Consider the following 26386-nt stretch of genomic DNA (forward strand, 5'->3'; position numbering starts at 1 on the left):
AAACCTTGGACGACTCCCTGCGCCCAGTCGGCTCATCAATGGGTCGACTGTCGGTACAGGAGTCCGCCGAACGCTATGAGCCGCTGCGCGCCCAGCGCGATCCGCTCGCCGAGGGCAGTGGACGAGTCCGCTCTGATCGGCGCGACCGCGAACGGTGGCGCAAGCAGACCTGGCTCGGGCGTTTCATCTCCACGTATGGGTGGCGCGCCTACGCCATCCCGCTGCTGGTCGCGCTGACCGTTTTCGTTGGCTACCAAACCGTCACACAGCGTGAACATGTCCACGGCGGTGCCGACGGCCCCAACGAGCCGGTGGCTGATCCGCCCTCTATCGGAGCACTGGGTGACGCCATCATCGGCGCGCCGCCGAAGGGGCTCACGCAATTCGATGCGAGCCTGCCCGACGGGGTGCTGCCGGAAGGGGAACCCTTCACTGCGCAGGGTGCAAGGACGTGGCACATTGTGCCGGGTACCACGCCCCAGGTCGGACAGGGCGCCGCAAAGGTCTTCTCGTACACCATCGAGGTCGAGGACGGCATCGACACAATGAGTTTCGGTGGCGATGAGGCATTCGCGCGGATGGCTACGCAGACCTTGGCCAGCCAGAAGAGCTGGACGCACAATCCCCAATTCGCGTTCATTCGAGTTGATTCCGGCACGCCCGATTTTCGTATCTCGCTGACCTCGCCGGACACCGTCCGCGAAGGTTGTGGATACGAGATTCAACTCGAATCCTCTTGCTACAACCCACGATATGGTGAGAACGGCGATCATCGTGTTTTCATCAACGAGGCACGCTGGGTGCGCGGCGCGGTCCCGTTCCAGGGCGACATCACCTCCTATCGCCAGTACGTCATCAACCACGAGGTCGGCCACGCCATCGGCTACCGCAGCCACGAGCCCTGCGAGCAGGACCAGCAGCTGGCGCCGGTGATGATGCAGCAGACGTTCAGCACCAGCAATGACGTCGCGGCGAAATTCGATCCCGACTCGATCAAGCCCGACGGCAAGACCTGCCGCACCAACCCCTGGCCGTATCCGATTCCGTAGCGGTCCCGGTCCTGACTCCGGGAAGGGTTGGCATCCCGATACTGTTGATGCAGCTGTAGCCCTCACACCACCCCAGGAGTCACGGTGCCCACATTGCCGCCGTTGGTAAGTCCCGCCGCGGAACTGACCCGCGAAGAAGTCGCCCGGTACAGCCGGCATCTCATCATTCCCGACCTTGGCGTGGACGGGCAGAAACGCCTCAAGAACGCCAAGGTGCTCGTCATCGGCGCCGGTGGCCTTGGATCCCCGACGCTGCTCTACCTGGCCGCCGCAGGCGTCGGCACCATCGGCATCGTCGAGTTCGACGTGGTCGACGAGTCCAACCTGCAGCGCCAGATCATCCACGGCCAGTCCGATATCGGCCGGTCCAAGGCTCAGAGCGCGCGAGATTCGGTGTTGGAGATCAACCCGCTCGTTGAGGTGCGGCTCCATGAGCTGCGGTTGGAGCCGGATAACGCGGTCGACCTGTTCCAGCAGTACGACCTGATCCTGGACGGTACCGACAACTTCGCCACGCGCTACCTGGTCAATGACGCCGCGGTGCTCGCCCACAAGCCGTATGTGTGGGGTTCTATCTACCGCTTCGAGGGTCAGGTGTCGGTTTTCTGGGAGGACGCGCCCGACGGGCTCGGCCTGAATTACCGCGATCTGTACCCCGAGCCGCCGCCTCCGGGCATGGTGCCTTCCTGCGCGGAGGGTGGCGTGCTGGGCATCCTGTGCGCCTCTATCGCTTCGGTGATGGGCACCGAGGCCATCAAGCTGATCACCGGAATCGGTGACTCGCTGCTCGGCCGGCTCATGGTGTACGACGCGCTCGACATGACGTACCGCACCATCAAGATCCGCAAGGATCCGGCGACGCCCGAGATCACCGAGCTCATCGACTACGACGCGTTCTGCGGCGTGATCAGCGATGAGGCCTCCGCCGCCGTCGCCGATTCCACCATCACCCCCCGTGAGCTGCGCGAATTGCTCGACGCCGATAAGAAGGTGGCGTTGATCGACGTGCGTGAACCGGTCGAGTGGGACATCGTCCACATCGACGGTGCCGAGCTGGTTCCCAAGTCGACCCTTGAGTCTGGCGACGGGCTCGCCAAGCTGCCGCAGGACCGTCAGGCGGTGCTGTACTGCAAGACGGGCATTAGGTCGGCAGAGGCGCTTGTGGCCGTGAAGAAGGCTGGTTTCGCGGACGCGGTGCACCTGCAGGGCGGCATCGCCGCCTGGGCCAAGCAGGTGGACCCCGACATGGTCATGTACTGATCGATTCGAGGACAGCAACAGTCACATATCGCAGGACTAACTCTCTGTGACTGCCGACACGAACACCGAGCGAACACAACCCAGTTCATTGCAGGCGGTAACGTATCCCGCGTGACAGTGGACCGCCCACCCGAGCACGTGCTCGCGACTTACGGGCTCAGCGGCGTCAAGCCAGTCCAGCTCGGCCCCACTTGGGAGGGCGGCTGGCGCTGCGGTGAAGTGGTGTTGTCCCTGGTAGCGGACCATGCGCGTGCTGCGTGGTCGGCCAAGGTACGCGACACTCTGTTCGTCGACGGGGTGCGGCTGGCGCGGCCGGTCCGCTCCACCGATGGACGGTATGTCGTATCGGGTTGGCGCGCGGACACATTCGTCGCCGGTGCGCCCGAGCCCCGGCATGACGAGGTCGTATCGCTGTCGGTGCGTCTCCATGAGGCCACCTCCAAGCTGGAGCGTCCCCGATTCCTGACCCAGCCTCCGGTGGCGCCGTGGGCTGATGTCGATGTGTTCATTGCCGCCGATCGCGCAGCCTGGGAAGACCGGCCGCTGCAGTCGTGGCCTTCGGCGGCACGGGTATCGCCCGGTTCGCCCGACGGTCAGCGATCCATCGACCTGATCAACCAATTGGCGAGCCTGCGCCGGCCCACCAAGAGCCCGCCGCAGCTGGTGCACGGAGACCTTTACGGCACTGTGCTTTTCGCGGGTGCTGCCGCACCTGGCATCACCGACATCACGCCGTACTGGCGTCCCGCCTCCTGGGCGGCCGGTGTTGCCGTGGTGGATGCGCTGTCGTGGGGTGATGCCGATGACGGTCTCATCGAACGTTGGGCGACGCTGCCGGAGTGGCCTCAGATGCTGTTGCGGGCGTTGATCTTCCGGTTGGCCGTTCACGCACTGCATCCGCGTTCCTCGTCGCAGTCCTTCCCGGGGCTGGCACGGACCGCGGCTTTGGTGCGTCTGACCCTCTAGCTCTTCGGCGAGTGCGAGCATCTTCGTGACGTAGAGCACACCCTGCTCACGCTCACATGACAGACTGATGTGAGCGAGATGTGATGGCTCGGTCATCGCCAGCAGCGCCGCCGCAACAAGATTTTCCTACCTTGCTTGCATGGCGAACAAAACGGCAGCAGCCCCAATTGCACGGCGCGGACGCTGGATTGAGAACTGGGATCCCGAGGACGTCGTCGCCTGGGACAACGGTGGCGCGAAAGTCGCGCGACGCAACCTGATCTGGTCGGTGGTGGCCGAACACGTCGGATTCTCGGTGTGGTCCATCTGGTCGGTGATGGTCCTGTTCATGCCGCAGAACGTCTATCACATCGACGCTGCGGGAAAGTTCTTCCTGGTGGCCATGCCGACCCTGGTAGGCGCGGTATTGCGCTTGCCGTACACCTTCGCCACCGCATGGTTCGGCGGTCGCAACTGGACCGTCTTCAGCGCCCTGGTCCTGGCGGTCCCCACCTCGCTGACGCTGTATTTCATGGCGCACCCCGAGACCTCGTACACCACCTTCATGATCGTGGCCGCGGTCGCTGGATTAGGTGGCGGAAACTTCGCCTCCTCGATGACCAATATCAACGCCTTCTACCCGCAACGGTTCAAGGGCTGGGCCCTTGGCCTCAACGCCGGCGGCGGGAACATCGGAGTGCCGGTGATCCAGGTCATCGGCCTGCTGGTCATCGCCACCGTCGGGAACCGCTCACCGCATTGGGTGGCCGCCATCTACCTCGTGTTGATCGCATTCGCTGCTGTGGGTGCCGCACTGTTCATGGACAACCTGGCCAACCAGAAGACCGATGGCCGCTCGCTGATCGACGTGATGAAGTTCCGCGACTCGTGGATCATCGCCTTCCTCTATATCGGCACATTCGGTTCCTTCATCGGGTTCAGCTTCGCGTTCGGTCAGGTGCTGCAGCTCAACTTCCTTGCCGGGCTGGCGCACAGTGGCTTGACCCCGGCTCAGGCCGCGGCGCAGGCCTCACTGCACGCCGCCCAGATCGCCTTCATCGGACCGCTGCTCGGCTCACTCGCCCGTCCGTTTGGTGGTTGGCTGTCGGACCGCACCGGCGGCGGCACGATCTCGCTGTACGCATTCGTCGCGATGATTTTCGGTGCCGGGATCCTGGTGGCGGCGGGAACGGTGAGCGACCGCGCGGGCGGTGCGCCCTCCGGAGCCATCATGACCGCCTACGTCACCGGATTCATCGTCTTGTTCATCGTCTCCGGAATCGGCAATGGCTCGGTCTACAAGATGATTCCGTCGGTTTTCGCGGCCAAGGCGCGCAGTGCCGGGCACGACGAGACCTGGTCTCGGACCATGTCGGGGGCGTTGATCGGGGTGGCCGGAGCGATCGGCGCACTGGGTGGTGTCGCCATCAACCTGGTGCTCCGCGCCTCGTACCTCAGCGCCGCCAAGTCGGCGACCATGGCCTTTTGGGTGTTCCTCGCCTTCTATGTCGTCTGCGCCCTGGTCACCTGGTACGCGTACGTGCGTCGACCCGTCGGCGAGGGTGTGGTGGCGACGCCCAGTATCGGTGCGAAAAACGAAGTGGCGGTGTGAAACTTATGAACAAGAAAGCTGTTGTCATCGGCCACGGCATGGTCGGTCACCGATTCGTCCAGGTCCTGCGTGAGCGCGATGCCACCGATCAGTGGCAGATCACCGTTCTCGGCGAGGAAACCGACGCAGCCTACGACCGGGTGGCGCTGTCCTCGTACATCGACAGCTGGAACCGGGACACGCTGGCGCTCACCGGAAATGACTACGCCGACGATCCGATGGTGACACTGCACCTCGGGGACCGGGTGGTCGGTATCGACCGGGTGAACCAGACCGTCACCACAGCAGCGGGCACCGTGCTGGACTATGACGCCCTCGTCATGGCCACCGGGTCCTACCCGTTTGTGCCGCCGGTACCGGGCGGCGACGCCGACGGCTGCTTCGTCTACCGCACCATGGATGACCTCGACGCCATCAAGGCCGCCGCGGACAGGTCTCCGGGCAGCGCGGGTGTCGTCATCGGCGGCGGGCTGCTGGGACTGGAGGCGGCGAATGCTTTGCGCCTCATGGGTTTGGCACCGCATGTTGTGGAGCTGAATCCGCGACTCATGCACTTGCAGGTCGACGAGGGCGGTGGCGCCCTGTTGACCCGGCTGGTGACCGATCTGGGGCTTACGGTGCACACCAGTGTCTCCACGCAGGCCATCGAGAGGGCGGAGGACGGGACGCTCTCCATTCAGCTGTCGGACGGATCGGCGATCGAGGCTTCGGTTCTGGTGTTCTCGGCCGGCATCCGACCGCGCGACGAGCTGGCCCGCGAGTGCGGACTAGAACTGGCTGAACGCGGCGGCATTTTCACCGACCATGGCTGCCAGACAAGCGATCTGCACATCTACGCTATCGGTGAGGTCGCGGCCATCGAGGGCCGCTGCTACGGACTCGTCGCGCCCGGATACACCACGGCCGAGATCGTCGCGGACCGGCTGCTCGGCGGCGACGCCGAGTTCCCGGGCGCCGACCTGTCCACCAAGCTCAAGCTGCTCGGGGTGGACGTCGCCAGCTTCGGTGACGCCCACGCCGCCGCCGACGGCGCACTGGAGGTCGTGTTCAACGACGCCACCAAGGGCACTTATGCCAAGCTCGTGGTGTCCGATGATGCGCGAACCCTGTTGGGCGGCATCCTCGTCGGTGACGCCAGTGCCTACGGCACCTTGCGGCCCATGCTCGGCCGGGAACTGCCGGCAGACCCGGCCTCGCTCATCGCGCCCGCCGGAGCGGAAATCGGGGTGGGCGCGCTGCCCGACGATGCCCAGATCTGCTCGTGCAACGCGGTCACCAAGGGTGCGATCTGCGGAGCCATCTGTGACGGCGCCACCGATGTGCCCGCCCTCAAGGCCGCGACCTGTGCCGGAACCTCCTGCGGTAGCTGCATTCCCATGCTCAAGCAGATTCTTGCCGCCCAGGGCGTCGAGCAGTCCAAGGCGCTATGCGAGCACTTCACGCAGTCGCGCGCCGAGCTGTTCCAGGTGGTGCAGGTGACCGGCATTCGGACCTTCTCCGAGCTGATCGCCAAGCACGGCACCGGAACCGGCTGCGATATCTGCAAGCCCACCGTCGCGTCCATTCTGGCCTCCACATCCAGCGATCACATCCTGGAAGGGGAGCAGGCGGCGCTGCAGGACACCAACGATCACTTCCTGGCCAATATGCAGAAGAACGGTACCTATTCGGTGGTGCCGCGCCTCCCGGGCGGTGAGGTGACGCCGGAGAAGCTCATCGTGATCGGTGAGGTGGCCCAGGAATTCGGGCTGTACACCAAAATCACCGGTGGGCAGCGCATCGATCTGTTCGGTGCCCGTGTTGAGCAGCTCCCGCTGATCTGGAAGCGCCTCATCGACGCGGGCATGGAATCCGGTCAGGCGTACGGCAAGTCGCTGCGCACGGTGAAGAGCTGCGTGGGATCGACGTGGTGCCGGTACGGGGTCCAGGATTCGGTGGGCATGGCCGTCGAACTCGAATTGCGTTACCGTGGTTTGCGTTCCCCGCACAAGCTGAAGATGGGTGTATCCGGGTGCGCGCGGGAATGCGCCGAGGCACGTGGTAAGGATATCGGCGTCATCGCCACCGAGAACGGCTGGAACCTGTACGTCGGCGGCAACGGCGGAGCGACTCCTGTGCACGCGAAGTTGCTTGCCGGCGACCTGGATTCGGAGACGTTGATCAAGTATATCGACAGGTACTTGATGTTCTACATTCGTACCGCGGACCGGCTGCAGCGCACCGCGCCCTGGCAGGAGGCCATTGAGGGCGGCCTGGACCATATCCGGGCCGTGGTGTGCGAGGACTCGCTCGGCATCGCCGACGAGCTGGAAGCCGCGATGGCGCGCCATGTCGAGGGGTATGAGGACGAGTGGGCGGCGGTTCTGGCCGACCCGGACAAGCTGCGTCGCTTCGTGTCGTTCGTGAACGCGCCCGATGCGCTGGATTCGACGATTGCGTTCGACGAGAGCGGGCCTCGGAAGGTTCCGGTGTTGCTGGGTACCCCCGGATTCCGGTCCGTCACCGAGTCCGCAACATGACGCCCGGACCGCGGTAATACCCGGGTAACACAAGCCCGGTACACATGACATATCAGGTAGAAACACCGAGTAGAAAGGCCGGAGATGACAATCGTGGACGCTCGCCCTCGACTGAGGCGGTACCAATACGTGTGGTCGACGGTCTGTGCGGTGGATTCGCTCACCCCGGGCAGGGGTGCTGCGGTTCTCCTTCCGGATGATGTGCAGGCTGCCTTGTTTCTGCTGCCCAGTGGGGAGCTTTACGCAGTCGGTAACATCGATCCATACGGTCAGGCCGCCGTCATGTCGCGCGGTTTGACCGGTGACCGTGGCGGGGAGCCGACAGTGGCATCGCCACTGCTCAAGCAGGTGTTCTCGCTTATTGACGGGCGTTGCCTCGATGATGCGTCGCGCCGGTTGCCAGTCTTCGAGGTGCGGGTGATCAATGGAAACGTCGAAATCGGAATGCTCAGGAGCCGACACCGGAACGCGGTCGCCGCGTAACGAGCAAGAGCGTCGGCTCGACGGGTTCACGATCGGTGTCACTGCTGCGCGCCGTTCGGAGGAGCTGATCGCGCTTTTGGAGCGCCGCGGGGCTGCCATTGTGTATGCCGCGGCCATCCGCATCATCCCGTTGGCCGACGATGCCGAGCTTCGGCAGGCCACGGAACTGGTCATTGCCAACCCGCCCGATGTGACGGTGGCTACCACCGGAATCGGCTTCCGCGGCTGGATCGAGGCCGCCGACGAATGGGGTGTGGCCGACAGTCTCAGGTCTGCGTTGGAGTCCGGGCGTTTGGTGGCGCGCGGACCCAAGGCCACCGGAGCGATCCGTCAAGCGGGGCTCCGTGAAGAGTGGTCGCCCGCATCGGAGTCGTCGGCGGAAGTTCTGGATCGCCTGCTCGAAGAGGGTGTCGAGGGTCGGCGTATCGCCGTGCAACTCCATGGTGCCGCTACCGAATGGGAACCCATCGCCGATCTGTGCGAGGCGCTGACAATCGCTGGTGCACAGGTGATCCGGGTGCCGGTGTACCGCTGGGAACCTCCGGAGGATCAGCGGCCGATGGACCGGATGATCTCCATGGCGATCAACGCGGAGCTGGACGGGATCAGTTTCACGAGCGCTCCCGCAGTGGCCTCAATGCTTGGCCGTGCCAAGGCAACTGGTCGATTGGATGAGTTGTTGGCCGCGCTGCGGGCCAGGGTCGCACCGCTGTGTGTCGGGCCGGTGACGGCTGCGCCGCTGGAGGTACTGGCCGTCCCGACGACGCAGCCTGAACGTGCGCGACTGGGCGCGTTGGCCAGGCACATCGCCGACGAATTGACCAGGCGGGCGCCACGTTTCCACGCGGGCGGGCATATCGTCAGTGTGCGCAGCTGCGGGATCGCGATCGACGGTGAAACACGACAGATCTCCCCGGCGGGTATGGCGCTGATGAAGCGGCTGATGGTGCGTCCCGGCCAGGTGGTGTCCCGCGAGGACCTGTTGGCCGCGCTGCCCGGAGGCGGAGACGACACCCATGCCGTCGAGACGGCGATGACCCGTCTGCGGGCTGCCCTCGGTGCGCCGAAAGTGATTCAGACAGTGGTGAAGCGGGGTTACCGGTTGGCGATCGATCCGACCACGATTGGGGAATGTCATGGCTGAGCTGGTACTGGTCGCCCACGGAACCCGCTCTGTCGCCGGTGTGGAGAACATCGCCGCTCTCGCGGAGGCGGTGTCGGGACGTGTCGGTTCGGTCCGGACCGCCTTCGTCGATGTGCTGGGTCCGACGCCATCAGAGGTGCTCTCGACGATCGATGGCCCCGCGGTGTTGCTTCCGGCCTTTCTGGCATCGGGATACCATGTGCACCACGATATTCCGCAGCACATTGAGCTGAGTGGGCATCCCGACGTGGCCGTCACGCAAACGTTGGGGCCCGATCCGGTGTTGGCCATGGTCATGACGGAGCGGTTGCGCGAGGCCGGGTGGTGCCGTGGTGATGCGGTAGTGCTCGCTGCGGCAGGATCTTCGGATCCCGGTGCCCGCCATGAGGTCCACACCGCGGCCAGCATGTTGGCACGCCACACCGGCCCGGTAAAGGTGGGCTACATCGCGACGGGGGAGCCGCGAGTGTCCGACGTGGTCGCGGAACTGCGCGCGACGGGCCGGCGCGTCTTCATCGCGTCGTACCTGCTGGCGCATGGGCTGTTTCAGGAACGCCTCACCGAAGCCGGTGCCGATGGTGTCGCGCAACCGCTGGGTGTGCATCCCGAGATCGTGAATCTGATGGTGCGGCGCTTCGCCTCGGCCGCGGTGGTGGCGGGTGCGCTAGAAGCCGTGGCGGACATCGCGTAGCGCGATCCGTCCGTCCACGGCCAGTACGCCCTCGGCCCTGAGCAGTTCGAGCTGGCGGGTCCGGATATGTGGTGCGGGGCGCCCGCTCGCGCCGATGACGCGATGCCAGGGCAGATCCGCCGAGTCGGTGCGCATAATCCAGCCCACGATCCGTGCACTGGAAAGTCCTGCGGCGTCTGCGATATCACCGTATGTGGCCACTCGCCCGGCCGGTATGGACGCGACCAATGAGCGCACGAGCTCGACTTGTTCCTCGGTGACGGTCGCCATGATTACTCCAGGTGTGACCGTATCGCGGCGGCGGTCTCGGTGGGTCGGGATTGCGACACCATGTGATCGCAGTCGATGTCAATCAGTTCGAACCGGTCGCCGAGCGTGGCCCGCAGAGCATCCAGAAGTTCGGATGTCACGTAGGCGGGCGAGGTGCGCGTGGCGCGTAGCAGGGTGACACGAATGATGTTGGCGGGTAGCGAAATATCGCGGGCCAGCTCGCTCCACGCGGTGACCACGGCGGGCAGATTCATCCGCCAGCCCCATCGGCCGTTTGGCAACGGGATCAGGTGCTCGTCCAGTTCGGCTTCGATGACGTGATCCGGTACGTCCGACCACGCCCCTGCGACCTTGTCCGACTTGGCCTCGGCACGGTCGGTGTAGTCCGGGTAGGCCACCATCTGGTCGGCAATCTGCCGCATCCAGTCGCCGTCCAATCCGATTGCCGGGTCCAGCAGTACCAGCGACTTCACTAGGTCGGGCCTGCGTGCCGCGAGGTGCAACGCGGTGGCGCCGCCAAACGAGTGCGCCACCACCACGATGGGCCCGGTCTGCGCTTCGTCGAGCACGGCCGCGACCGCATCGGCGTGTGCTTCCAAGGACCACGGCGCGGTCGCGGGAGAGTGTCCGTGCCCCAGCAGGTCCGGTGCCACGGCGGACACATCGGTGAGGTGTTCATCGAACAGCGGCGCCCAGCGTCTGCCATGCCCGGTGAGTCCATGCAACGCCAGCAGGCGTGCGGGTTCATCGGGTCCGTATCGGTGGGTCGTCAGCGTCGGTGTCACTCGCGGAATCCTGCCACGATCCTCGTGCGATCGTTGCGCGGGATCGCCAGCTCAGATCCACTTGTCGGACCCTCGTGCTGTGATCTGCACATGCCGACGCCGCACCCTTCGACCCGATCCTGGGGCGGCGCGGCGGCAGAGCTGCTGGACCCCGCTGGTAGAGGCCGATTCGTGGTGGTCGGTGGCAGCGGAACCGGCAAGACGAGCCTGCTGGTCGATATCGTGGCCGCTCACACCGCTGCCGGCGTGAGCCCGGGGTCCATTCTTGTGCTCACCGGTTCCAACCGGGCGAGTGCCGATCTGCGTAACCGGGTCTCGGCCGCGGTGTTTGAACGCGGTGCCGCCGTCGCGATTCGTGAACCCATGGTCCGCACCGTGCATTCGTATGCCTTCGCCGTGCTCGCTGCGCACGCTGCCCGTCAGGGCAATCCGCCACCGCGCTTGATCACCGCAGCAGAGCAAGACAGCATTGTGCGGGAATTGTTGTGCGGCAACGCTGAAGACAACAGTGGCTCATGGCCCGCGTCGCTCCGGCCGGTGCTGACGACGGCCGGTTTCGCCACCGGTGTGCGCGATCTGATGGCACGGTGCACCGAGCGTGGCGTGGATGCCAGGGAGCTACGTGCGATCGGACGGCGGCACAGTCGTCCGGAGTGGGTCGGGATCGCCGATCTCGCGCGAGAGTACGAGCAGGTCATGCTGCTGCGGTCCGCGGTCGGTATGGCGGCTCCGCAGGCCACGGTGCCCGCACTCGGTGCCGCCGAGCTTGTCGGATCGGCATTGGAGACCTTCGCCATCGAGCCGGAAATTCTTGCGATGGAACGCGATCGCATCGATCTTCTCCTGGTGGACGATTCCCAGCATCTCGACCCACAGGCGGCGCTGCTGGTGCGGCTGCTGGCCGAAAGGGCAGGCGTCTGTGTCATCGCCGGCGACCCCAATCAAACTGTGTTCGGGTTCCGTGGTGCCGATACACAGCTGTTGCAGATTGGTGCCGACAGCAGCGCCACGATGATCGAACTCCAGGGTTCGCACCGCTGCGCCGCACCCGTCGCCGAACTTGCCAACGCGGTAGCCCAGCGGCTCCCCGGCAGCTCTCCGGCACGGGTCATCCACGGGGCAGAGAACCCCGCGGCCGCTGTTCGTCTTGCCGCGGTGCTCACCGAAACCGTCGAAGCGTCGCTGATCGTCGACCTCCTGCGCCGATCGCATTTGATCGACGGTGTGCCGTGGTCGCAGATGGCGGTGATTGTCCGGTCGGTCCCGCGCAGCGGTGCGGCCCTGCGCCGTGCCCTGCAATCGGCAGGAGTTCCCGTGCACGCGGAGTCGCACGACGGGCCGGTGGCTGCGGTTCCCGCCGTGCATGCGCTGCTGCTCGCGGTCTCTGCCGCTCAGGGGGATGTGCACGACGAGGACGCGGCGACACTGGTAACCGGTCCGTTCGGGCGGGTTGATCCCGTGGCGCTGAGGCGGTTACGACGCCAACTGCTGCGTGCCGAGGAGGCCCGGGGCGGTGAACGCAGCAGCGCGGAGCTGCTGCGTGTGGTTCTCGTCGACGCCGATGACGCACACCTGGCGGCACTCACGGATATCCAGGCTGCTCCGCTGCGACGCGTGCGCGCAGTGATCGCGGCCGCTCGTGAGGCCATCGCCGCCGGGGCCAGCGTTCTGGACGTGCTGTGGTCGGCGTGGACTCGGTCCGGTCTGCAGCGGCGCTGGGATGGGTTATCGCAACGCGGAGGTCCGCTGGCTGCCCAGGCCGATCGGGATCTCGATGCCGTGTCGGCGCTATTTGACCTTGCCTCCGAGCATGTGGCGCGCACACCCGGTATCGGCGTGACGGGTCTGATCGACCACATCCGGTCATTGGCGCTGGCCGGTCGGCGCGCGACGCGACTCGAACCCGATGCCGTCGCCATCGTCAGCGCGCATGCTGCCGTGGGCAGGCAGTGGGATGTGGTCGCGATCCCCGGCGTCCAGGAAGGACTGTGGCCCAACACCGCGGTGCGGGGTGGGGTGCTGCGTACTCAGCAGCTGATGGATGTGTTGGCCGGCATTGATCACGCCGCACACGTCGACGGAGCGGCCGTCGCACTCGCCGAGGAACGCCGCCTGCTGCTGCTGGCCGTGGGCCGGGCGGCCCGCCGAGTTCTGATTACGGCCGTCGACAATGAGAACGCCGATATGGGCGGCGGACCCGCGATGGCGTCACGTTTCCTCACCGAACTCATGGTGGCCCATCCGGAATGGGTGATGCCCGAATACCGTCCGGGCACACCGGAATCACGGGCGCTGACCGCCGCGAGCCTCGTCGGCGAACTGCGCGCCGTCGTCACTGCCGCACACGGAGAGGTGAGTGAAACTCGCCGCCGCAGCGCGGCCCGACAACTGGCCCGGCTCGCGGACGCCGGAGTGCCCGGTGCGAATCCGGAAACCTGGTACGGACTTGCCGATGTCAGCAGCGAGCAGCCGCTGTGGCAAGCCGAGGACGGTCCGGTCCGTTTGTCGCCTTCCAATGTCGAGACACTCATAGCGTGTCCGCTGCGCTGGCTGCTGGAACGGCACGGTGGCACCGACCTCACCGATCCGCGCCGGGCGCTGGGCACATTGGTGCATGAGCTTGTCGGCGTGCACTCCGCAGATCCGGACACGATGCGTCGCGAGCTCGACAAGGCCTGGGAATCAATGCCGTTCGACTCGCAGTGGTACGCGCGCAACGAGCTGGCACGGCATCAGGAGCTTTTGGAGGCATTCACCACCTGGCGTGCGTCGACCCGTGGTGAACTCACCGAGGTCGGCCGCGAGATCGGTGTCGATGGAATTCTCTCGCGCGCTGGTCACCCGCAGGTGCGACTGGTCGGCCGCATCGACCGGTTGGAACGGGATGCCGAGGGGCGCCCCGTCGTCATCGACATCAAGACCGGGAAGAGTCCCGCCACCAAAGACGATGCGCAACAACACGCTCAGCTCGCCGCATATCAGGTCGCTGCCGCCGAGGGGCTTATCGACGGTCAACCCGCGGGTGAACCCGGTGGCGGCCGCTTGGTGTACATCGCCAAGCCCAACCTCGATGTCGGTGCCACCCAACGCCATCAGGATCCGTTGACCCCGGAGGTCCAGGACACCTGGCGTGAGACCATCCACCACGCCGCGGCCAACACACAAGGTCCGGTGTTCGTCGCACGAGTCAACGATGGCTGCGGGCATTGCCCGCTGCGGACCTGCTGCCCCGCACAGACCGATGGGCAGGCAGTGTGTCAGTCGTGAGCGCTTACTCGCCAGCCGAATTGTCGAAGGCCCTGGGGCTGTTCGAGCCGACCGATGAGCAGGCTGCCGTCATCGGGGCGCCCCCCGGTCCGATGGTGGTGATCGCGGGTGCTGGTGCGGGCAAGACCGAGACCATGGCCGCTCGGGTGGTGTGGTTGGTGGCCAACGGCTATGCCGCGCCCGCCCAGGTGCTCGGGCTCACCTTCACCCGTAAGGCAGCGGGTCAGTTGTTGCGACGCGTCAGGTCGCGGCTCGCCCGATTGGCGGGCAGCGGGATCATGGCACCGGTCAGCGCCGACGAACCCGATCCCGTCATCGCCACCTATCACGCCTATGCCGGAACGTTGCTCCGCGAGCATGGGCTGTTGCTGCCCATGGAGCCCAATGCGCGTCTGCTGACCGAAACACAGTTGTGGCAGATGGCTTTCCGATTGGTCTGCGATTTCGATGGGGATCTGGATACCGAGAAGACGCCCGGCGCCGTCACCGCTCAGGTGCTGGTGCTGGCCGGCCAGCTGTCCGAGCATTTGGTAGACACCACCGACCTGCTGTCCTCGCATGACGAATTGGAACAGTTGATTCACACCCTGCCTCCGGGCCCGCGTCAGCGCGAGGGCGGCCCGAGCGCGTGGCTGCTGCGATTGGTGGAAACACAGCATGAGCGCACGCAGCTCCTCGCGATCGTGGAGCAGCTGATTGCGCTGATGCGTGCCCGCGGGGTTCTCGATTTTGGTGCACAGATGTCGTTGTCGGCTCGCCTAGCCGCGGATCATCCTGTGGTCGGACAGACTCAGCGGGATCGCTATCGGGTGGTGCTGCTCGATGAGTACCAAGACACCGGGCATGCCCAGCGCATCTTGTTGTCGTCCTTGTTCGGTCGGGGTGTCGACCCCGAATTGGCGTTGACCGCCGTGGGCGATCCGATCCAATCCATCTACGGCTGGCGTGGCGCATCGGCGACTAATCTGCCCCGTTTCACCACCGACTTTCCCTTGCCGGACGGATCGCCAGCGCCGACAAAGGAACTGCGTACCAGCTGGCGCAATCCGCCCGAAGCCCTGCACCTGGCCAACGCCGTGTCGGAGGAGGCGCGTCGGCGTTCGGTAGCGGTGCGACCGCTGCGGCCCCGGCCGGACGCCACCTCCGGGCACATCGCCTGTGCACTGCTCGGTGACGTCGCCGCGGAACGGGAATGGGTTGCGACACAACTTGCCTCGGTGTACCAGCAGGCGCACCGCGAGGGAAATCGCCCACCAGCATCGGCGGTGCTGGTCAGGCGCAACAGTGATGCCGCTCCCATGGCAGAAGCCCTTGTTGCACAAGGTGTTCCAGTTGAAGTAATCGGATTGACCGGACTGCTTGGTCTTCCGGAGGTCGCCGACACCGTGGCGATGCTGCGCCTTGTCGCCGACCCGACGGCCGGCCCGGCCGCCCTACGAGTGTTGACCGGCCCCCGGTGGCGCCTCGGCGCCCACGATCTGGTGGTGCTGTGGCGACGGGCTACGGGATTCGGTCGCGGCGGATCAGGGAAGGCCGGGGAGGACATCGGGGAAGAGGCCGACGTTCCCTGCTTGGCCGACGCCATCAGCGATCCCGGCACAGCCGATGAGTACTCGCCGGAAGGCTGGGCGCGCCTGGGCGCGCTGCGACGGGAATTGTCCGCGTTGCGCGCGCGCCTCGGTATGCCGCTCACCGACCTGATCTCCGAGGTGCAGCGGGTGCTGGCACTGGATGTCGAACTCGTCGCGGCGCAACGCAGCGGCGGCTTGGACCAACTGCGTGCCTTCACCGACGTGGCCGCAGGATTCGCCGAGGCCGCCGATCAGAGCGATCCGGTGGGGGTAGTCGCCGCGTTCCTGCAATACCTGGACGCCGCGTGGGAGATCGAAAAGGGCCTCGCACCTGTGGAAGTGGCGACAAGCCCGGGGCGAGTCCAAATTCTGACCGTACATTCGGCCAAGGGGCTGGAATGGGACGTCGTCGCCGTTCCGCATCTGAGCGCCGGAGTGTTTCCGTCGGGTGTGGCCGCATCGACCTGGTTGACGAGTGCCACGGAACTTCCGCCGTTGGTGCGCGGTGATCGTGCCACCCAGGGGGATCGTTTCGGAGTTCCGCAGCTGGACACCGAGGGCATCACGAACCGCAAACAGCTCTCCGACGCCATCGCGCGCCACAAGGACAGCCTGGCCACTCGCCGGATCGATGAGGAGCGCAGGCTGCTGTACGTGGCGGTGACCCGTTCGGCCGAACAGCTTTTCGTCTCGGGACACCATTGGGGCCAAACCGGACTCAAACCGAAGGGCCCGTCGGACTTTCTGATCGAACTGCGCGATGTCATCGAAGCCGCCGCTGCCGAAGGCATTCCGTGTGGAACTGTCGAGCAGTGGGCTACCGAGCCGGCGGCGGGCGAACGCAATCCCATGCTCGATCAGACAGTCGAAGCGCAATGGCCCGCCGACCCGCTTGCGGGCAGACGCGGTGGACTTGAGGCGGGTGCGCAGCTGGTGCGGGAAGCGCTCGCCGGTAGGGCCCCGCTGACCGAAGCCGACGAGGACGATCCGGACGGGTGGGGCGCCGACGTCGACGCGCTGCTGCGCGAACGCGAGCTGGCCCATCGACGTCCGGATTTGACTCTTCCTCAGCACCTTTCGGTGACAAGCCTGGTGGAGCTGCGTCGCGATCCGCAGTCCCTCGCGCGCCGGCTGGCGCGCCCGAGACCCACCCGTCCGGACCTGGAAGCTCGTCGCGGCACCGCCTTCCACTCCTGGGTGCAGCGTCACTATGGGTCGGTGCGGCTCATCGATTTCGAAGATCTGCCGGGCGACGGCTACGGGAGTTTCGAGGATGCCGAGGATTTGGCGGCGCTGCAGTCGGCCTTCCTCGATTCGGAGTGGGCGGACCGAACCCCCGCCGAACTGGAGGTGCCGTTCGAGATTTCTGTCGCCGGGACTGTCGTGCGTGGACGGATCGATGCGGTGTTCGGACCCGATGGCAGTACAGAGGGCACCTGGACAGTCGTCGACTGGAAGACCGGTCACGAGCCGTCGGGCGCCGAGATGGAGGCCGCCGCGGTGCAGCTGGCCGTGTACCGGCACGCGTGGGCGGCATTGCAGGGAATCGATCCCTCACGGGTGAATGCGGTGTTCCACTACGTGCGTACGGGTCGCACGGTGGCCCCGGGCGAACTGCCCGAATTGCCGCACGCGGAGGAGCTCGCAGAGCTGACTCGAGATTGATATCTGCCCAAACTTTTGCCGGTATGTCGCCAGCCAACGCGAACCACGGGCGCCATATGAGTAGATTGACACCCGTGCAACCGGTGAGTCGGACGCGATCGGCGTATGGCAGGTAAGTTCCGCCAGCGGTTTCGCGGCCTGGATGAGACGCTGACCGCACAGCCAGACCATGCGTTGGTCGGTGTTCTGCGTATCCCCGAAAATACGGCCAGCCCATGGCGAGCGATCGGCAAGCGCATCCTGATAGCGCTGGGAACACTCTTCGCGGCCGTGCTCGTGGTGTACGCGGATCGCAGCGGCTACCGCGATGTCGCGTCCACCCCGGAGGAGAGCGACCCGCTCAGCTTCCTGGACTGCTTCTACTACGCCACCGTCTCGCTTTCGACCACCGGTTACGGCGATATCACTCCGTATACCGAGGGTGCGCGGCTGGTGAACATCCTGGTGATCACGCCGCTGCGGCTGCTGTTCCTGATTGTTCTGGTCGGCACCACGGTGGAAGCGCTCACCGAACGTTCGCGTCAAGCACTGAAGATCCAGCGATGGAGGGCCCGCGTGCGCAACCACACCGTTGTCGTCGGATACGGCACCAAGGGGAAGACCGCCGTGCAGGCGATGCTCTCCGACGGCGCCGCTCCGTCCGAAATCGTGGTCGTCGATGAAGACCAGATGGCCCTGGATGCCGCGGCCTCTGCCGACCTGGTGACGGTGCGAGGCAGCGCCACCAAATCCGATGTGCTGCGACTCGCGGGTGTGCAGAACGCCAAGTCGATCATCGTGGCCGCCAACCGCGACGACACCTCGGTGCTCGTCACGCTCACCGCTCGTGAACTTGCCCCCAACGCCAAGATCGTCGCCGCGATCCGCGAGGCCGAGAATGTGCACCTGCTGCGCCAATCGGGCGCCGACTCGGTCGTGGTGTCCTCCGAAACAGCGGGTCGGCTCCTGGGCATCGCCACCACCACACCGCGGGTCGTCGAGATGATCGAGGACTTGTTGACCCCGGAGGCAGGATTCGCGATCGCCGAACGCGAGGTGGAGCGCAGCGAGGTGGGCGGCTCACCACGCCACCTCTCGGACATCGTCCTGGGGGTGGTGCGTGACGGCACCCTGCACCGGGTGGACGCCCCGGAGGTGGATTCCATCGAGGCAACCGATCGTCTGCTCTACGTCCGCAACGCCGGAGCGTGACATGACCTTCCGTCTTCGCAACATCCCCTTGCTCTCGCGCGTCGGGCTGGATCGCGCCGACGAATTACGTTCAAACCCAGAGGAATTGGCCAAGGGCTGGTCCGAGGCGGGTTTGATCACCCTGGACGTTCGCGGCCGCGTGAACATCGTCGACGGGCAGGTGGTCCTCGAGGATGCCGCCCGCTCCGGGGATCAGCCGCCTGAGCACGCCGTGTTTCTTGGGCGCATACCGGGCGGCCGCCACGTGTGGGCGGTGCGCGCCGAGCTCGATGACGACAGTGCACCGCTGCTGGATTTGCGCCGTTCCGGTCAGTTGTTCGACGACACCAGTGCGGCCCTGCTGGCTACGGCGATGGCCATGCTCTCCTGGCATGACAGTGCCGGCTACAGCCCCGTCGACGGATCGCCCACCACCCCCGCCAAGGGCGGTTGGGTTCGGGTCAACGCAACCACCGGGCAAGAGGAGTTCCCGCGTACGGATCCTGCCGTCATCTGCCTGGTGCACGACGGCGGCGATCGCGCGGTGCTTGGCCGTCAGAAGTTCTGGCCGGAGCGGATGTTCTCGCTGCTGGCAGGGTTCGTCGAGGCCGGCGAATCGCTGGAGGCGTGTGTGGCCCGCGAGATCGCCGAAGAAGTCGGCCTCGAGGTCACCGATGTGCAGTACCTGGGCAGCCAGCCCTGGCCCTTCCCGCGGTCCATCATGTTGGGCTTCCATGCGATCGGTGACCCGTCGCAGCCGTTCTCGTTCAACGACGGTGAGATCGCCGAGGCCGACTGGTTCACCCGCGATGAGGTGCGCGCGGCGCTCGAGTTGGGGGATTGGACCACGCCATCCGACTCCCGGCTGATGTTGCCGGGGTCGATTTCCATCGCCCGGGAGATCGTCGAATCCTGGGCGTACGCCGGGGACGAGCCGCCTGCGGGAAGACCGTAGGCGAGGACTAGTCCCCCACAGGTGGGAGGTGCCCCCCGCCGAGCTTGGCCTTCACCTGGGCCAGCGACGGATTGGTCAGTGCGCTGCCATCCGGGAACTTCACGGTCGGTACCGTCTGGTTGCCTCCGTTGACTCCTCTGACATAGTCGGCCGCTGTCGGATCCTCTTCGATGTCGACCTTGGTGTAGTCGATACCGGCTGCCTTCAGCTGCGTCTCAAGTCGACGGCAGTAGCCGCACCACGTGGTGGAGTACATGGTCAGGCCGGAATCGCTCGCGGTAGTCACATCGGCATTCAACGTCATACCCCGCCGGGGTGTTCCTTCGGGGTGTGAGATCTGTCAACAGCGGGGTGGGGGCCGGGTGTTGTCGGCGGTTGCTGAGAGGATGGCCCGGTGGCGCGCTCTCTCCTTGATGGTCTCGACGACGAGCAGCGCGCCGCCGTCACCGCGCCGCGCGGCCCGGTCTGTGTGCTCGCGGGCGCTGGAACCGGTAAGACACGCACCATCACCCATCGCATCGCCCACCTGGTCGAATCCGGCCATGTCGCGGCCGGTCAGATCCTGGCGGTCACGTTCACGCAGCGGGCGGCGGGGGAGATGCGGGGCCGTCTACGCGACCTGGGCGTCGGGTCCGCGCAGGCCGTCACCTTCCACGCCGCCGGGCTGCGTCAGCTCCGGTACTTCTGGCCGCTGCTGGTCGGCGACACCCGTTGGGAGTTGATCGACAGCAAGTTCACCCTGGTCGCCCAGGCCGCGAATCGCGCGAAACTGAGCACCACCACCGATACCGTGCGTGACCTCGCCGGTGAAATAGAGTGGGCCAAGGCGTCTTTGATCAGCCCGGAGGCCTACCCGGCGGCCGCGGCCAAGTTCGGCAGGGACACGCCGGTTCCGGCTGAACAGGTCGCCAAGGTCTACGCGGGCTACGAGAAACTCAAGGCGCGGCCCGACGGGTCCACGCTGCTCGATTTTGACGACTTACTGCTGCATACCGCTGCGGCCATCGAGAACTCGGAGGCTGTCGCCGACGAGTTCCGGGACCGCTACCGCTGTTTCGTTGTCGACGAATATCAGGATGTCACCCCGCTGCAGCAGCGGGTGCTCGACGCGTGGCTGGGCCCTCGCGATGACCTGACGGTGGTGGGCGATGCCAACCAGACCATCTATTCGTTCACCGGGGCCACTCCGCAGTACTTACTCGGCTTCTCCCGCCGTTTTCCCGATGCGACGGTGGTTCGTCTGGAACGTGACTACCGCTCGACACCGCAGGTGGTTTCGCTGGCCAACCGGCTGATCTCCGCGGCGCAGGGCCGGGTCGCGGGCAGCAAGCTCCAGCTTATCGGTCAGCGGCCGGCGGGGCCCGCCCCACGGTTCTCCGAGCATGACGACGAGGCCGCGGAGGCCAAGTCCGCGGCGAAATCCATTGCGGGATTGATCGAATCCGGAACCCCGGCATCGGAGATCGCGGTGCTGTACCGCATCAATGCGCAGTCCGAGGTGTATGAAGAGGCGCTCACCGAGGCCGGCATACCGTTCCAGGTGCGTGGCGGCGAAGGTTTCTTCACGCGCCAGGAGGTGCGCCAGTCGCTGGTCGCCCTGCAGCGTGCGGCGGACCGCGAATCTGCAGAATCACCTGTACCGCAACAGGTTCGGGAAGTCTTGGAACCGCTGGGATTGTCCGCGGAGGAGCCACACGGTACCCAGGCGCGTGAGCGCTGGGAATCGCTGCGTGCCCTTGTCGAGCTCGCCGAGGAGGAGTGCGTCCGTCAGCCGGAACTGGATCTGCCCGGTCTGGTCCGTGAATTACGGGTACGGGCCGAGGCGCGCCACCCACCCACGGTGCAAGGCGTGACGCTGGCCTCGCTGCATGCGGCCAAGGGTCTGGAATGGGATGCGGTGTTCCTGGTCGGGCTGGCCGACGGCACCCTGCCCATCTCCCATGCCCTGTCGCGGTCCGGCGATATCGAACCGGTGGAGGAAGAGCGCCGCCTGCTGTACGTCGGAATCACCCGCGCGCGTGTGCATGTGAACCTCAGCTGGGCACTCGCGCGGGCGGCCGGTGGTCGCAAGTCGCGCAAGCACTCCCGATTCCTCAACGGAATCGCCCCGAGTGCACAACTTCCCGCGGCGGCCACGCCGCGCCGCCGGGGAAATGGTGCACGCTGCCGCATCTGCAATGCGTCGCTCAGCACTCCGGCCGCGGTGCTGCTGCGGCGCTGCGAGAGCTGCCCATCCGATATCGATGAGGAACTTCTTGCCGTACTGAAGGACTGGCGGCTCCAGACGGCCAAGGAGATGAAGGTGCCGGCGTTCGTGGTGTTCACCGACAACACCTTGATCGCCATCGCCGAACTGCTTCCCGGCGACGATGCCGCCCTCGTTGCGATTCCCGGGATCGGTGCGCGCAAGCTGGAGCAATACGGCCCTGACGTGCTGCGTTTGGTGCGTGCTCGATCCTCGTGAGCCCTTGTTCAACACGTGTCTAGCGCGGATCGTGATCTCGTCCTAGGCTCGCCCCATGGCCGACGATGACCTCCGCGATTTCGAAGCAGGCACCTTCACTCATGAGGGCGAGACCAAGATCGTGTTGCGAAAGGGCAGCGGACCGGCGGTGATCGTCATCGCCGAGATGCCCGGGATAACTCCCAAGGTCGCCGACTTCGCGCGCAAGGTCGCCGATATCGGCTGCACCGCCGTCATGCCGCATCTCTTCGGGAATCCGGGGCAGAACCCCGACCCCAAGGACGGCGGCTGGTTGCGCACCGCCACCTACATGGCGTCCTCGATGTTCCGTGGCTGTGTGAGCCGCGAATTCACGGTGCTGGCGACAGGGAAGACCTCGCCGGTGATCAACTGGCTGCGCGCGCTGGCCCAGAACGAACATGAGCGCAACGGCGGCCCCGGGGTGGGCGCCATCGGCATGTGTTTTACGGGTGGATACGCGCTGGCCATGGCCGCCGACGACCGCCTGCTGGCACCCGTGCTGTCGCAGCCGTCGATGCCCGTCGGCCTCAGCAAGAAGGCCCGGTACAACATCGATATCTCGCCGTCGGACCTGGCCAAGGTCAAGCATCGCTGTCAACACGACGGGCTCAAGGTGCTCGGCATGCGTTTCACCAGCGACAAGCTGGTGCCGGCCGAGCGGTTCCAGTTCCTCAGGGATGAGCTGGGCGATGCGTTCATCGGCATTGAATTGTCCGGCAAAGTCGCCAACCCGGATTCACCGATGCCGCCGCACTCGGTGGTCACCGAACATCTCATCGATGAGCCCGGCCAGCCCACGCGCGCTGCGCTGGATCAGGTGTTGGACCTGTTCCGCTCGCGACTGCTGACATCCGTGTAGACCGAAAAAGATGCCAGTTCGACGAAACTGGTTTCGAAGTATTGCCGCAGGTCAAAAATAACTTGTCAACCGAATAGGCGACCTTTTACTCTGGGCGTCAGGAATTCGTGAGGATTCCACACAGACCTGTTCACGTGCGAGTAGACGGAAGGAGGAGCGAAATGAACACACCCATGAATTACGGAGACACCTTGTGGCGTGATGCCCATGGTGCCTTTGTCGTGTTGCCGATCGCTCCGCCGTCGCTCCAGACGCCTACCGCCGTTAAGCCGGCGGTAGCTGCCATGTCGCTGGCTGGCTCGGCTCCTGCGATTAAGCACCGTGCCGCTGCCGCCGCAGCCGCCGCGTATGTCGCGTCCGTGAATAGGGGATACATCTAGGTAGCCCCACAACTGCCTCCCAGGCCACGGACCCGACACCACCGGGATCCGTGGCCACATTTGTTTGAGCCTCAAAACCTCAGACGTGGTTCCGGATCTCGATCGATAAGACACCGATACGAGACCAGCAGTTTTACAGGAACCGAAGAGGAAGCAGGTGAACGGACACATGATGACCGTCGAAGTGGAGGCCCGAAGACTCGCGCTGCCGTGCCATGTCGCGGATGCGGACCTGTGGTTCGCGGAAAGCCCCGCCGACCTGGAGCGGGCGAAGGCGCTGTGCGCGGACTGCCCGATCCGGTCGCAGTGCCTGGCCGCTGCGCTGGATCGCGCAGAGCCGTGGGGCGTGTGGGGTGGCGAGATCTTGGAGCAGGGTTCCATCGTGGCGCGCAAGCGGCCCCGTGGACGTCCGCGCAAGGACTCACTGCCTGACGCAGACACCGCCGCGGCATGACGCGGCATATCGCGGATGCCGCAGGCCTCGATAACCAATGCTCCCCATCGCCACGGTGCGATGGGGAGCATTGTGTTTAGACAGTTTTCGCGTGGGGTGCGAAGAAGCCCGGCATCCATTCCTCGGCGATCGCCGCATAGTTCACGTGGGCACCGAGTTGCACCAGCACGCCGATCATTCCGCCGAGTGTGCGCAGCAGCATGACATAACCCGGCGGCACCGTCATCTGGCGTGCCAACTTGAACCGGTCCGCGAATCCCTCATCCAACAGATCGGTTGAGGCCACCGCGGCCTGCTGGAACCATTCACGGGTGAAGTGGAATTCGCCGGAGCGCAACGGATCCACATAGGGCCACAGCGGCCTGATGTAATCCATCACTTGATTCCCGGACAGCTCTACCTCTGTCGGCATGAACCCGAGCTGTTTGATCAGCCGGATCACCTGATCCCACTGCTCGTCCCGCGCCCAGCACAGCACTTCACCGAATTCCGGCGGAATGCCGCCGGGGTGCTCGGAGACCGCGCCGAAATCGATGATGCCGAAACGGCCGTCGGGCAGCAGCATGAAGTTTCCCGGGTGCGGGTCGGCGTGTACCAGACCAACCATTTCCGGTGACTTGACCGTGAATTCGAGCATCAGAGCGCCCGCGGAGTCCCGCTCCTCGCGGGTGCCCTCGGAGATGATCTTCGAGATCCGACGCCCCTCCATCCACTCGGCGATGATGACCTTGGGTGCGCTGGCGACAACCGCCGGTACGAAGAATTTCGGGTCGTTGGTGAATGCCTTCGCGAAGGCGCGCTGGTTGGCCGCCTCCTGGCGGTAGTCCAGTTCGGCCTCGATACGGTCGCTGATCTCGGCCACGAGCCTGTCGATATCTGCTTTGGGCGCAATCTGTTTGGCCAACGGCGTCATCCGTTGAATGAGCTTGAGGTCGGCGCGCAGCGCGTCGTCGGCGCCGGGGTACTGGATTTTGACGGCGACCTCGCGGCCGTCCTTCCAGATGCCTTTGTGTACCTGACCGATGCTGGCCGAGGCGACGGGGGCGTCATCGAAGAACTGAAAGCGTTCCCGCCATTTGGTGCCGAGCTGCGCGTCGAGCACACGATGTACCTTCGCCGCAGGCAGCGGCGGGGCCTCGCTCTGCAGCTTGACCAGGGCCTCGCGGAACGGATCGGCGAACTGCGGCGGTATCGCCGCCTCCATCACCGAGAGGGCCTGACCCACCTTCATGGCGCCGCCCTTGAGCTCTCCGAGCACATTGAACAGCTCGTCGGCTGCCTTCTCCAGGAGTTCGGCGTTGACCTCGTCGGCCGATGTTCCGGTCAACCGTTTGCCGACCCCCAGAACCGCGCGCCCGGCCATGCCTGCGGGCAGGCTTGCCAGTTTGGTCATTCGGCTGAGTCCGCCGCGGCGAATATCTGCCATGTCACCTCATATCTTTGAGTGTGGCGCCGTTGCCCCCACGTCTTCTCGGAATGCTAGCCGTCGCTAGCTGGCGGCGACGGGCTCGTCCATCCGAAAACCGGGAACCCAGTCGCCGATGATTCGCGCGTAGGGCACCGTCGCGTCCAGCTGGGCCAGGATTCCGGACAGGCTACCGAGCACCCGGAACATCATGAGGTACACCGGTGGCAGGTCAAGATGGCGGCCGGTTTGGAATTGGGCTCCGCGCACGTCACTGGATTTGGCGGCGACGCGCTGCATCCATTTCCGGGTGAAATGGAACTCGTCGGATTTGAGCGGATCGATGAACGGCTTGAGATATTCGTCGATGTCCTCGGGCGACACGTCGGTGCGCGGCGGGATGAATCCTTCCTCGCGCATGAGGGGGATGAGCTCATCCCACATTCCGTCCCGCTCCAGACGCCAGATGGGTCCCAGGTTGGGAGGGAATCCGCCCTCGTGAGTGGCGCAGGCGCCGAAGTCCATGACGCCGAGCCGCCCATCCGGCAGCAGCATGAAGTTTCCGGGGTGGGTGTCGGCATGTAGCAGCCCGCAGCGGTAGGGGGAGCTGACGGTGAATTTCAGCAACAGGCGTCCGCACTCGTTGCGTTCGTCTTCGGTTCCGCCGCTGATGATTTCGGAGAGCTTGCGGCCCTCCATCCATTCGCTGATGACGACCTTGGGAGCGGAGGCGACGACGGGTGACACGCAGAACTCGGGGTCGCCCTTGAAGGCCTTGGCGAAGGCGCGTTGGTTGGTGGCCTCGATGCGGTAATCGAGTTCTTCCTCGGTGCGTTCGATGAGTTCGTCGATGATGCTTTTGACGTCCGCGCCGGGGACGATCTGTTTGAACAGCGAGGCCAGCCGCTGCATGGTCTTGAGATCGGAGCGCACGGCCTCGTCGGCGCCCGGGTACTGCACCTTGACCGCGACCACGCGACCGTCGCTCCATACAGCGCGGTGCACCTGGCCGATGCTGGCCGACGCGACGGGCTTGTCGTCGAAGGACTGGAAGCGTTCCCGCCATTTGGTGCCGAGTTGCGCATCGAGGACGCGGTGCACCTTGTCGGCGGCCAGCGGCGGGGCATCGCTTTGCAGTTTGGTCAGGGCGTCTCGGAAGGGTTCGGCGAAGGCCGGGGGAATGGCGGCTTCGAACACCGACAGCGCCTGCCCGAGTTTCATGGCCGCGCCCTTCAGCTCGCCGAGCACCTGGAACAGCTGTTCGGCGGCCTTTTCCATCATCTCGGCGTTGACCTCGTCCTTGGACTTGCCGGTCAGACGTTTCCCGACGCCGAGTGCGGCGCGACCGGCGATGCCTGCCGGTAGCGATGCGAGTTTTGCGGCGCGGGCGGCGCGGCCGCGGCGGATCTCAGCCATG

Annotated in this window: 21 protein-coding genes; 16 read left to right on the top strand and 5 right to left on the bottom strand. The window is 65.5% G+C overall.

Annotation, left to right across the window (positions count from 1 at the left end; all coding sequences use genetic code 11):
- Window positions 1-5 precede the first annotated feature (5 nt).
- From BKG76_RS17655 to BKG76_RS17690, 8 genes are all read left to right on the top strand, one after another.
- Window positions 6-1049, top strand: a complete 1044-nt coding sequence (locus tag BKG76_RS17655; protein WP_070939338.1) for a DUF3152 domain-containing protein — start codon at window positions 6-8, stop codon at window positions 1047-1049.
- Window positions 1050-1142: 93 nt separating this feature from the next.
- Entirely contained in the window at window positions 1143-2309 is a 1167-nt protein-coding gene (gene moeZ, locus BKG76_RS17660) for an adenylyltransferase/sulfurtransferase MoeZ (RefSeq protein WP_207543788.1), read from the top strand.
- A gap of 111 nt (window positions 2310-2420) precedes the next feature.
- A complete protein-coding gene (locus BKG76_RS17665) occupies window positions 2421-3275 on the top strand; it encodes a TIGR02569 family protein (RefSeq protein WP_070938740.1) in 855 nt (284 codons plus the stop codon).
- A gap of 139 nt (window positions 3276-3414) precedes the next feature.
- The gene (locus BKG76_RS17670) at window positions 3415-4866 is read left to right on the top strand and encodes a nitrate/nitrite transporter (RefSeq protein ID WP_070938741.1); all 1452 of its coding nucleotides are present in this window, start codon (window positions 3415-3417) and stop codon (window positions 4864-4866) included.
- A 5-nt stretch (window positions 4867-4871) separates the two neighbouring features.
- A complete protein-coding gene (gene nirB, locus BKG76_RS17675) occupies window positions 4872-7385 on the top strand; it encodes a nitrite reductase large subunit NirB (protein ID WP_070938742.1) in 2514 nt (837 codons plus the stop codon).
- A 129-nt stretch (window positions 7386-7514) separates the two neighbouring features.
- On the top strand, window positions 7515-7868 hold the full coding sequence (gene nirD / locus BKG76_RS17680; RefSeq protein ID WP_070938743.1) for a nitrite reductase small subunit NirD: 354 nt from the start codon (window positions 7515-7517) through the stop codon (window positions 7866-7868).
- The gene (locus BKG76_RS17685; RefSeq protein ID WP_070938744.1) at window positions 7810-9012 is read left to right on the top strand and encodes a uroporphyrinogen-III synthase; all 1203 of its coding nucleotides are present in this window, start codon (window positions 7810-7812) and stop codon (window positions 9010-9012) included. Before nirD ends, BKG76_RS17685 begins: the two co-directional genes overlap by 59 nt.
- Entirely contained in the window at window positions 9005-9703 is a 699-nt protein-coding gene (locus BKG76_RS17690) for a sirohydrochlorin chelatase (RefSeq protein ID WP_070938745.1), read from the top strand. Before BKG76_RS17685 ends, BKG76_RS17690 begins: the two co-directional genes overlap by 8 nt.
- Here BKG76_RS17690 and BKG76_RS17695 read toward each other — a convergent pair.
- Both BKG76_RS17695 and BKG76_RS17700 read right to left on the bottom strand, forming a co-directional pair.
- Window positions 9677-9973 carry an MGMT family protein gene (locus BKG76_RS17695; RefSeq protein WP_070938746.1) on the bottom strand — a complete coding sequence of 99 codons (297 nt, stop codon included), beginning with the start codon at window positions 9971-9973 and terminating at the stop codon, window positions 9677-9679. The two genes, BKG76_RS17690 and BKG76_RS17695, sit on opposite strands and share 27 nt — an antisense overlap.
- Before the next feature lie 2 nt (window positions 9974-9975).
- Complete coding sequence (locus BKG76_RS17700; protein ID WP_070938747.1) at window positions 9976-10758, bottom strand: alpha/beta fold hydrolase; 783 nt, start codon at window positions 10756-10758, stop codon at window positions 9976-9978.
- A gap of 90 nt (window positions 10759-10848) precedes the next feature.
- On the opposite strand from BKG76_RS17700, the gene BKG76_RS17705 reads away from it, so the two are divergent.
- The 4 genes from BKG76_RS17705 to nudC all read left to right on the top strand — a co-directional run bounded on the left by BKG76_RS17705 (window position 10849) and on the right by nudC (window position 19386).
- Window positions 10849-14025, top strand: a complete 3177-nt coding sequence (locus tag BKG76_RS17705) for an ATP-dependent DNA helicase (RefSeq protein WP_070938748.1) — start codon at window positions 10849-10851, stop codon at window positions 14023-14025.
- Window positions 14022-17261, top strand: a complete 3240-nt coding sequence (locus tag BKG76_RS17710; protein WP_070938749.1) for an ATP-dependent helicase — start codon at window positions 14022-14024, stop codon at window positions 17259-17261. The genes BKG76_RS17705 and BKG76_RS17710 overlap by 4 nt, the downstream gene beginning before the upstream one ends.
- Window positions 17262-17366: 105 nt before the next feature.
- Window positions 17367-18452 (top strand): potassium channel family protein, encoded by a 1086-nt coding sequence (locus tag BKG76_RS17715; RefSeq protein ID WP_070938750.1) that lies wholly within the window; start codon window positions 17367-17369, stop codon window positions 18450-18452.
- Between the two features lies 1 nt (window position 18453).
- A complete protein-coding gene (gene nudC, locus BKG76_RS17720; protein WP_070938751.1) occupies window positions 18454-19386 on the top strand; it encodes an NAD(+) diphosphatase in 933 nt (310 codons plus the stop codon).
- A 7-nt stretch (window positions 19387-19393) separates the two neighbouring features.
- Here the strand turns inward: nudC and BKG76_RS17725 are convergent, their stop codons facing one another.
- The gene (locus BKG76_RS17725; protein ID WP_070938752.1) at window positions 19394-19690 is read right to left on the bottom strand and encodes a mycoredoxin; all 297 of its coding nucleotides are present in this window, start codon (window positions 19688-19690) and stop codon (window positions 19394-19396) included.
- A gap of 90 nt (window positions 19691-19780) precedes the next feature.
- Here BKG76_RS17725 and BKG76_RS17730 point away from each other — a divergent pair, with 90 nt between their 5' ends.
- The 4 genes from BKG76_RS17730 to BKG76_RS17740 all read left to right on the top strand — a co-directional run bounded on the left by BKG76_RS17730 (window position 19781) and on the right by BKG76_RS17740 (window position 23564).
- Complete coding sequence (locus tag BKG76_RS17730; RefSeq protein WP_070938753.1) at window positions 19781-21850, top strand: ATP-dependent DNA helicase UvrD2; 2070 nt, start codon at window positions 19781-19783, stop codon at window positions 21848-21850.
- Between the two features lie 55 nt (window positions 21851-21905).
- Window positions 21906-22730: a dienelactone hydrolase family protein gene (locus BKG76_RS17735; RefSeq protein ID WP_070938754.1), complete on the top strand. Its 825-nt coding sequence runs from the start codon at window positions 21906-21908 to the stop codon at window positions 22728-22730.
- A gap of 161 nt (window positions 22731-22891) precedes the next feature.
- Window positions 22892-23110 carry a hypothetical protein gene (locus BKG76_RS24535; RefSeq protein WP_083338081.1) on the top strand — a complete coding sequence of 73 codons (219 nt, stop codon included), beginning with the start codon at window positions 22892-22894 and terminating at the stop codon, window positions 23108-23110.
- Between the two features lie 169 nt (window positions 23111-23279).
- Entirely contained in the window at window positions 23280-23564 is a 285-nt protein-coding gene (locus BKG76_RS17740) for a WhiB family transcriptional regulator (protein WP_070938755.1), read from the top strand.
- A 76-nt stretch (window positions 23565-23640) separates the two neighbouring features.
- Here BKG76_RS17740 and BKG76_RS17745 read toward each other — a convergent pair whose 3' ends face one another.
- Window positions 23641-24990, bottom strand: a complete 1350-nt coding sequence (locus BKG76_RS17745; protein ID WP_070938756.1) for an ABC1 kinase family protein — start codon at window positions 24988-24990, stop codon at window positions 23641-23643.
- A 63-nt stretch (window positions 24991-25053) separates the two neighbouring features.
- On the bottom strand, window positions 25054-26385 hold the full coding sequence (locus tag BKG76_RS17750) for an ABC1 kinase family protein (protein ID WP_070938757.1): 1332 nt from the start codon (window positions 26383-26385) through the stop codon (window positions 25054-25056).
- Window position 26386: the final 1 nt, after the last annotated feature.

This window comes from Mycobacteroides franklinii, assembly GCF_001853795.1.
GTDB lineage: Bacteria > Actinomycetota > Actinomycetes > Mycobacteriales > Mycobacteriaceae > Mycobacterium > Mycobacterium franklinii.

Excerpts from the sequence above, each read along its gene's own strand:
- BKG76_RS17750 (WP_070938757.1), bottom strand. The coding sequence starts at position 26,385 with ATGGCTGAGATCCGCCGCGGCCGCGCCGCCCGCGCCGCAAAACTCGCA.
- BKG76_RS17735 (WP_070938754.1), top strand. The coding sequence starts at position 21,906 with ATGGCCGACGATGACCTCCGCGATTTCGAAGCAGGCACCTTCACTCAT.
- nudC (WP_070938751.1), top strand. The coding sequence starts at position 18,454 with ATGACCTTCCGTCTTCGCAACATCCCCTTGCTCTCGCGCGTCGGGCTG.
- BKG76_RS17705 (WP_070938748.1), top strand. The coding sequence starts at position 10,849 with ATGCCGACGCCGCACCCTTCGACCCGATCCTGGGGCGGCGCGGCGGCA.
- BKG76_RS17695 (WP_070938746.1), bottom strand. The coding sequence starts at position 9,973 with ATGGCGACCGTCACCGAGGAACAAGTCGAGCTCGTGCGCTCATTGGTC.
- BKG76_RS17740 (WP_070938755.1), top strand. The coding sequence starts at position 23,280 with ATGATGACCGTCGAAGTGGAGGCCCGAAGACTCGCGCTGCCGTGCCAT.
- BKG76_RS17670 (WP_070938741.1), top strand. The coding sequence starts at position 3,415 with ATGGCGAACAAAACGGCAGCAGCCCCAATTGCACGGCGCGGACGCTGG.
- BKG76_RS17685 (WP_070938744.1), top strand. The coding sequence starts at position 7,810 with ATGGAAACGTCGAAATCGGAATGCTCAGGAGCCGACACCGGAACGCGG.
- BKG76_RS17725 (WP_070938752.1), bottom strand. The coding sequence starts at position 19,690 with ATGACGTTGAATGCCGATGTGACTACCGCGAGCGATTCCGGCCTGACC.
- nirB (WP_070938742.1), top strand. The coding sequence starts at position 4,872 with ATGAACAAGAAAGCTGTTGTCATCGGCCACGGCATGGTCGGTCACCGA.
- BKG76_RS17745 (WP_070938756.1), bottom strand. The coding sequence starts at position 24,990 with ATGGCAGATATTCGCCGCGGCGGACTCAGCCGAATGACCAAACTGGCA.
- BKG76_RS17690 (WP_070938745.1), top strand. The coding sequence starts at position 9,005 with ATGGCTGAGCTGGTACTGGTCGCCCACGGAACCCGCTCTGTCGCCGGT.
- BKG76_RS17715 (WP_070938750.1), top strand. The coding sequence starts at position 17,367 with ATGGCAGGTAAGTTCCGCCAGCGGTTTCGCGGCCTGGATGAGACGCTG.
- BKG76_RS24535 (WP_083338081.1), top strand. The coding sequence starts at position 22,892 with ATGAACACACCCATGAATTACGGAGACACCTTGTGGCGTGATGCCCAT.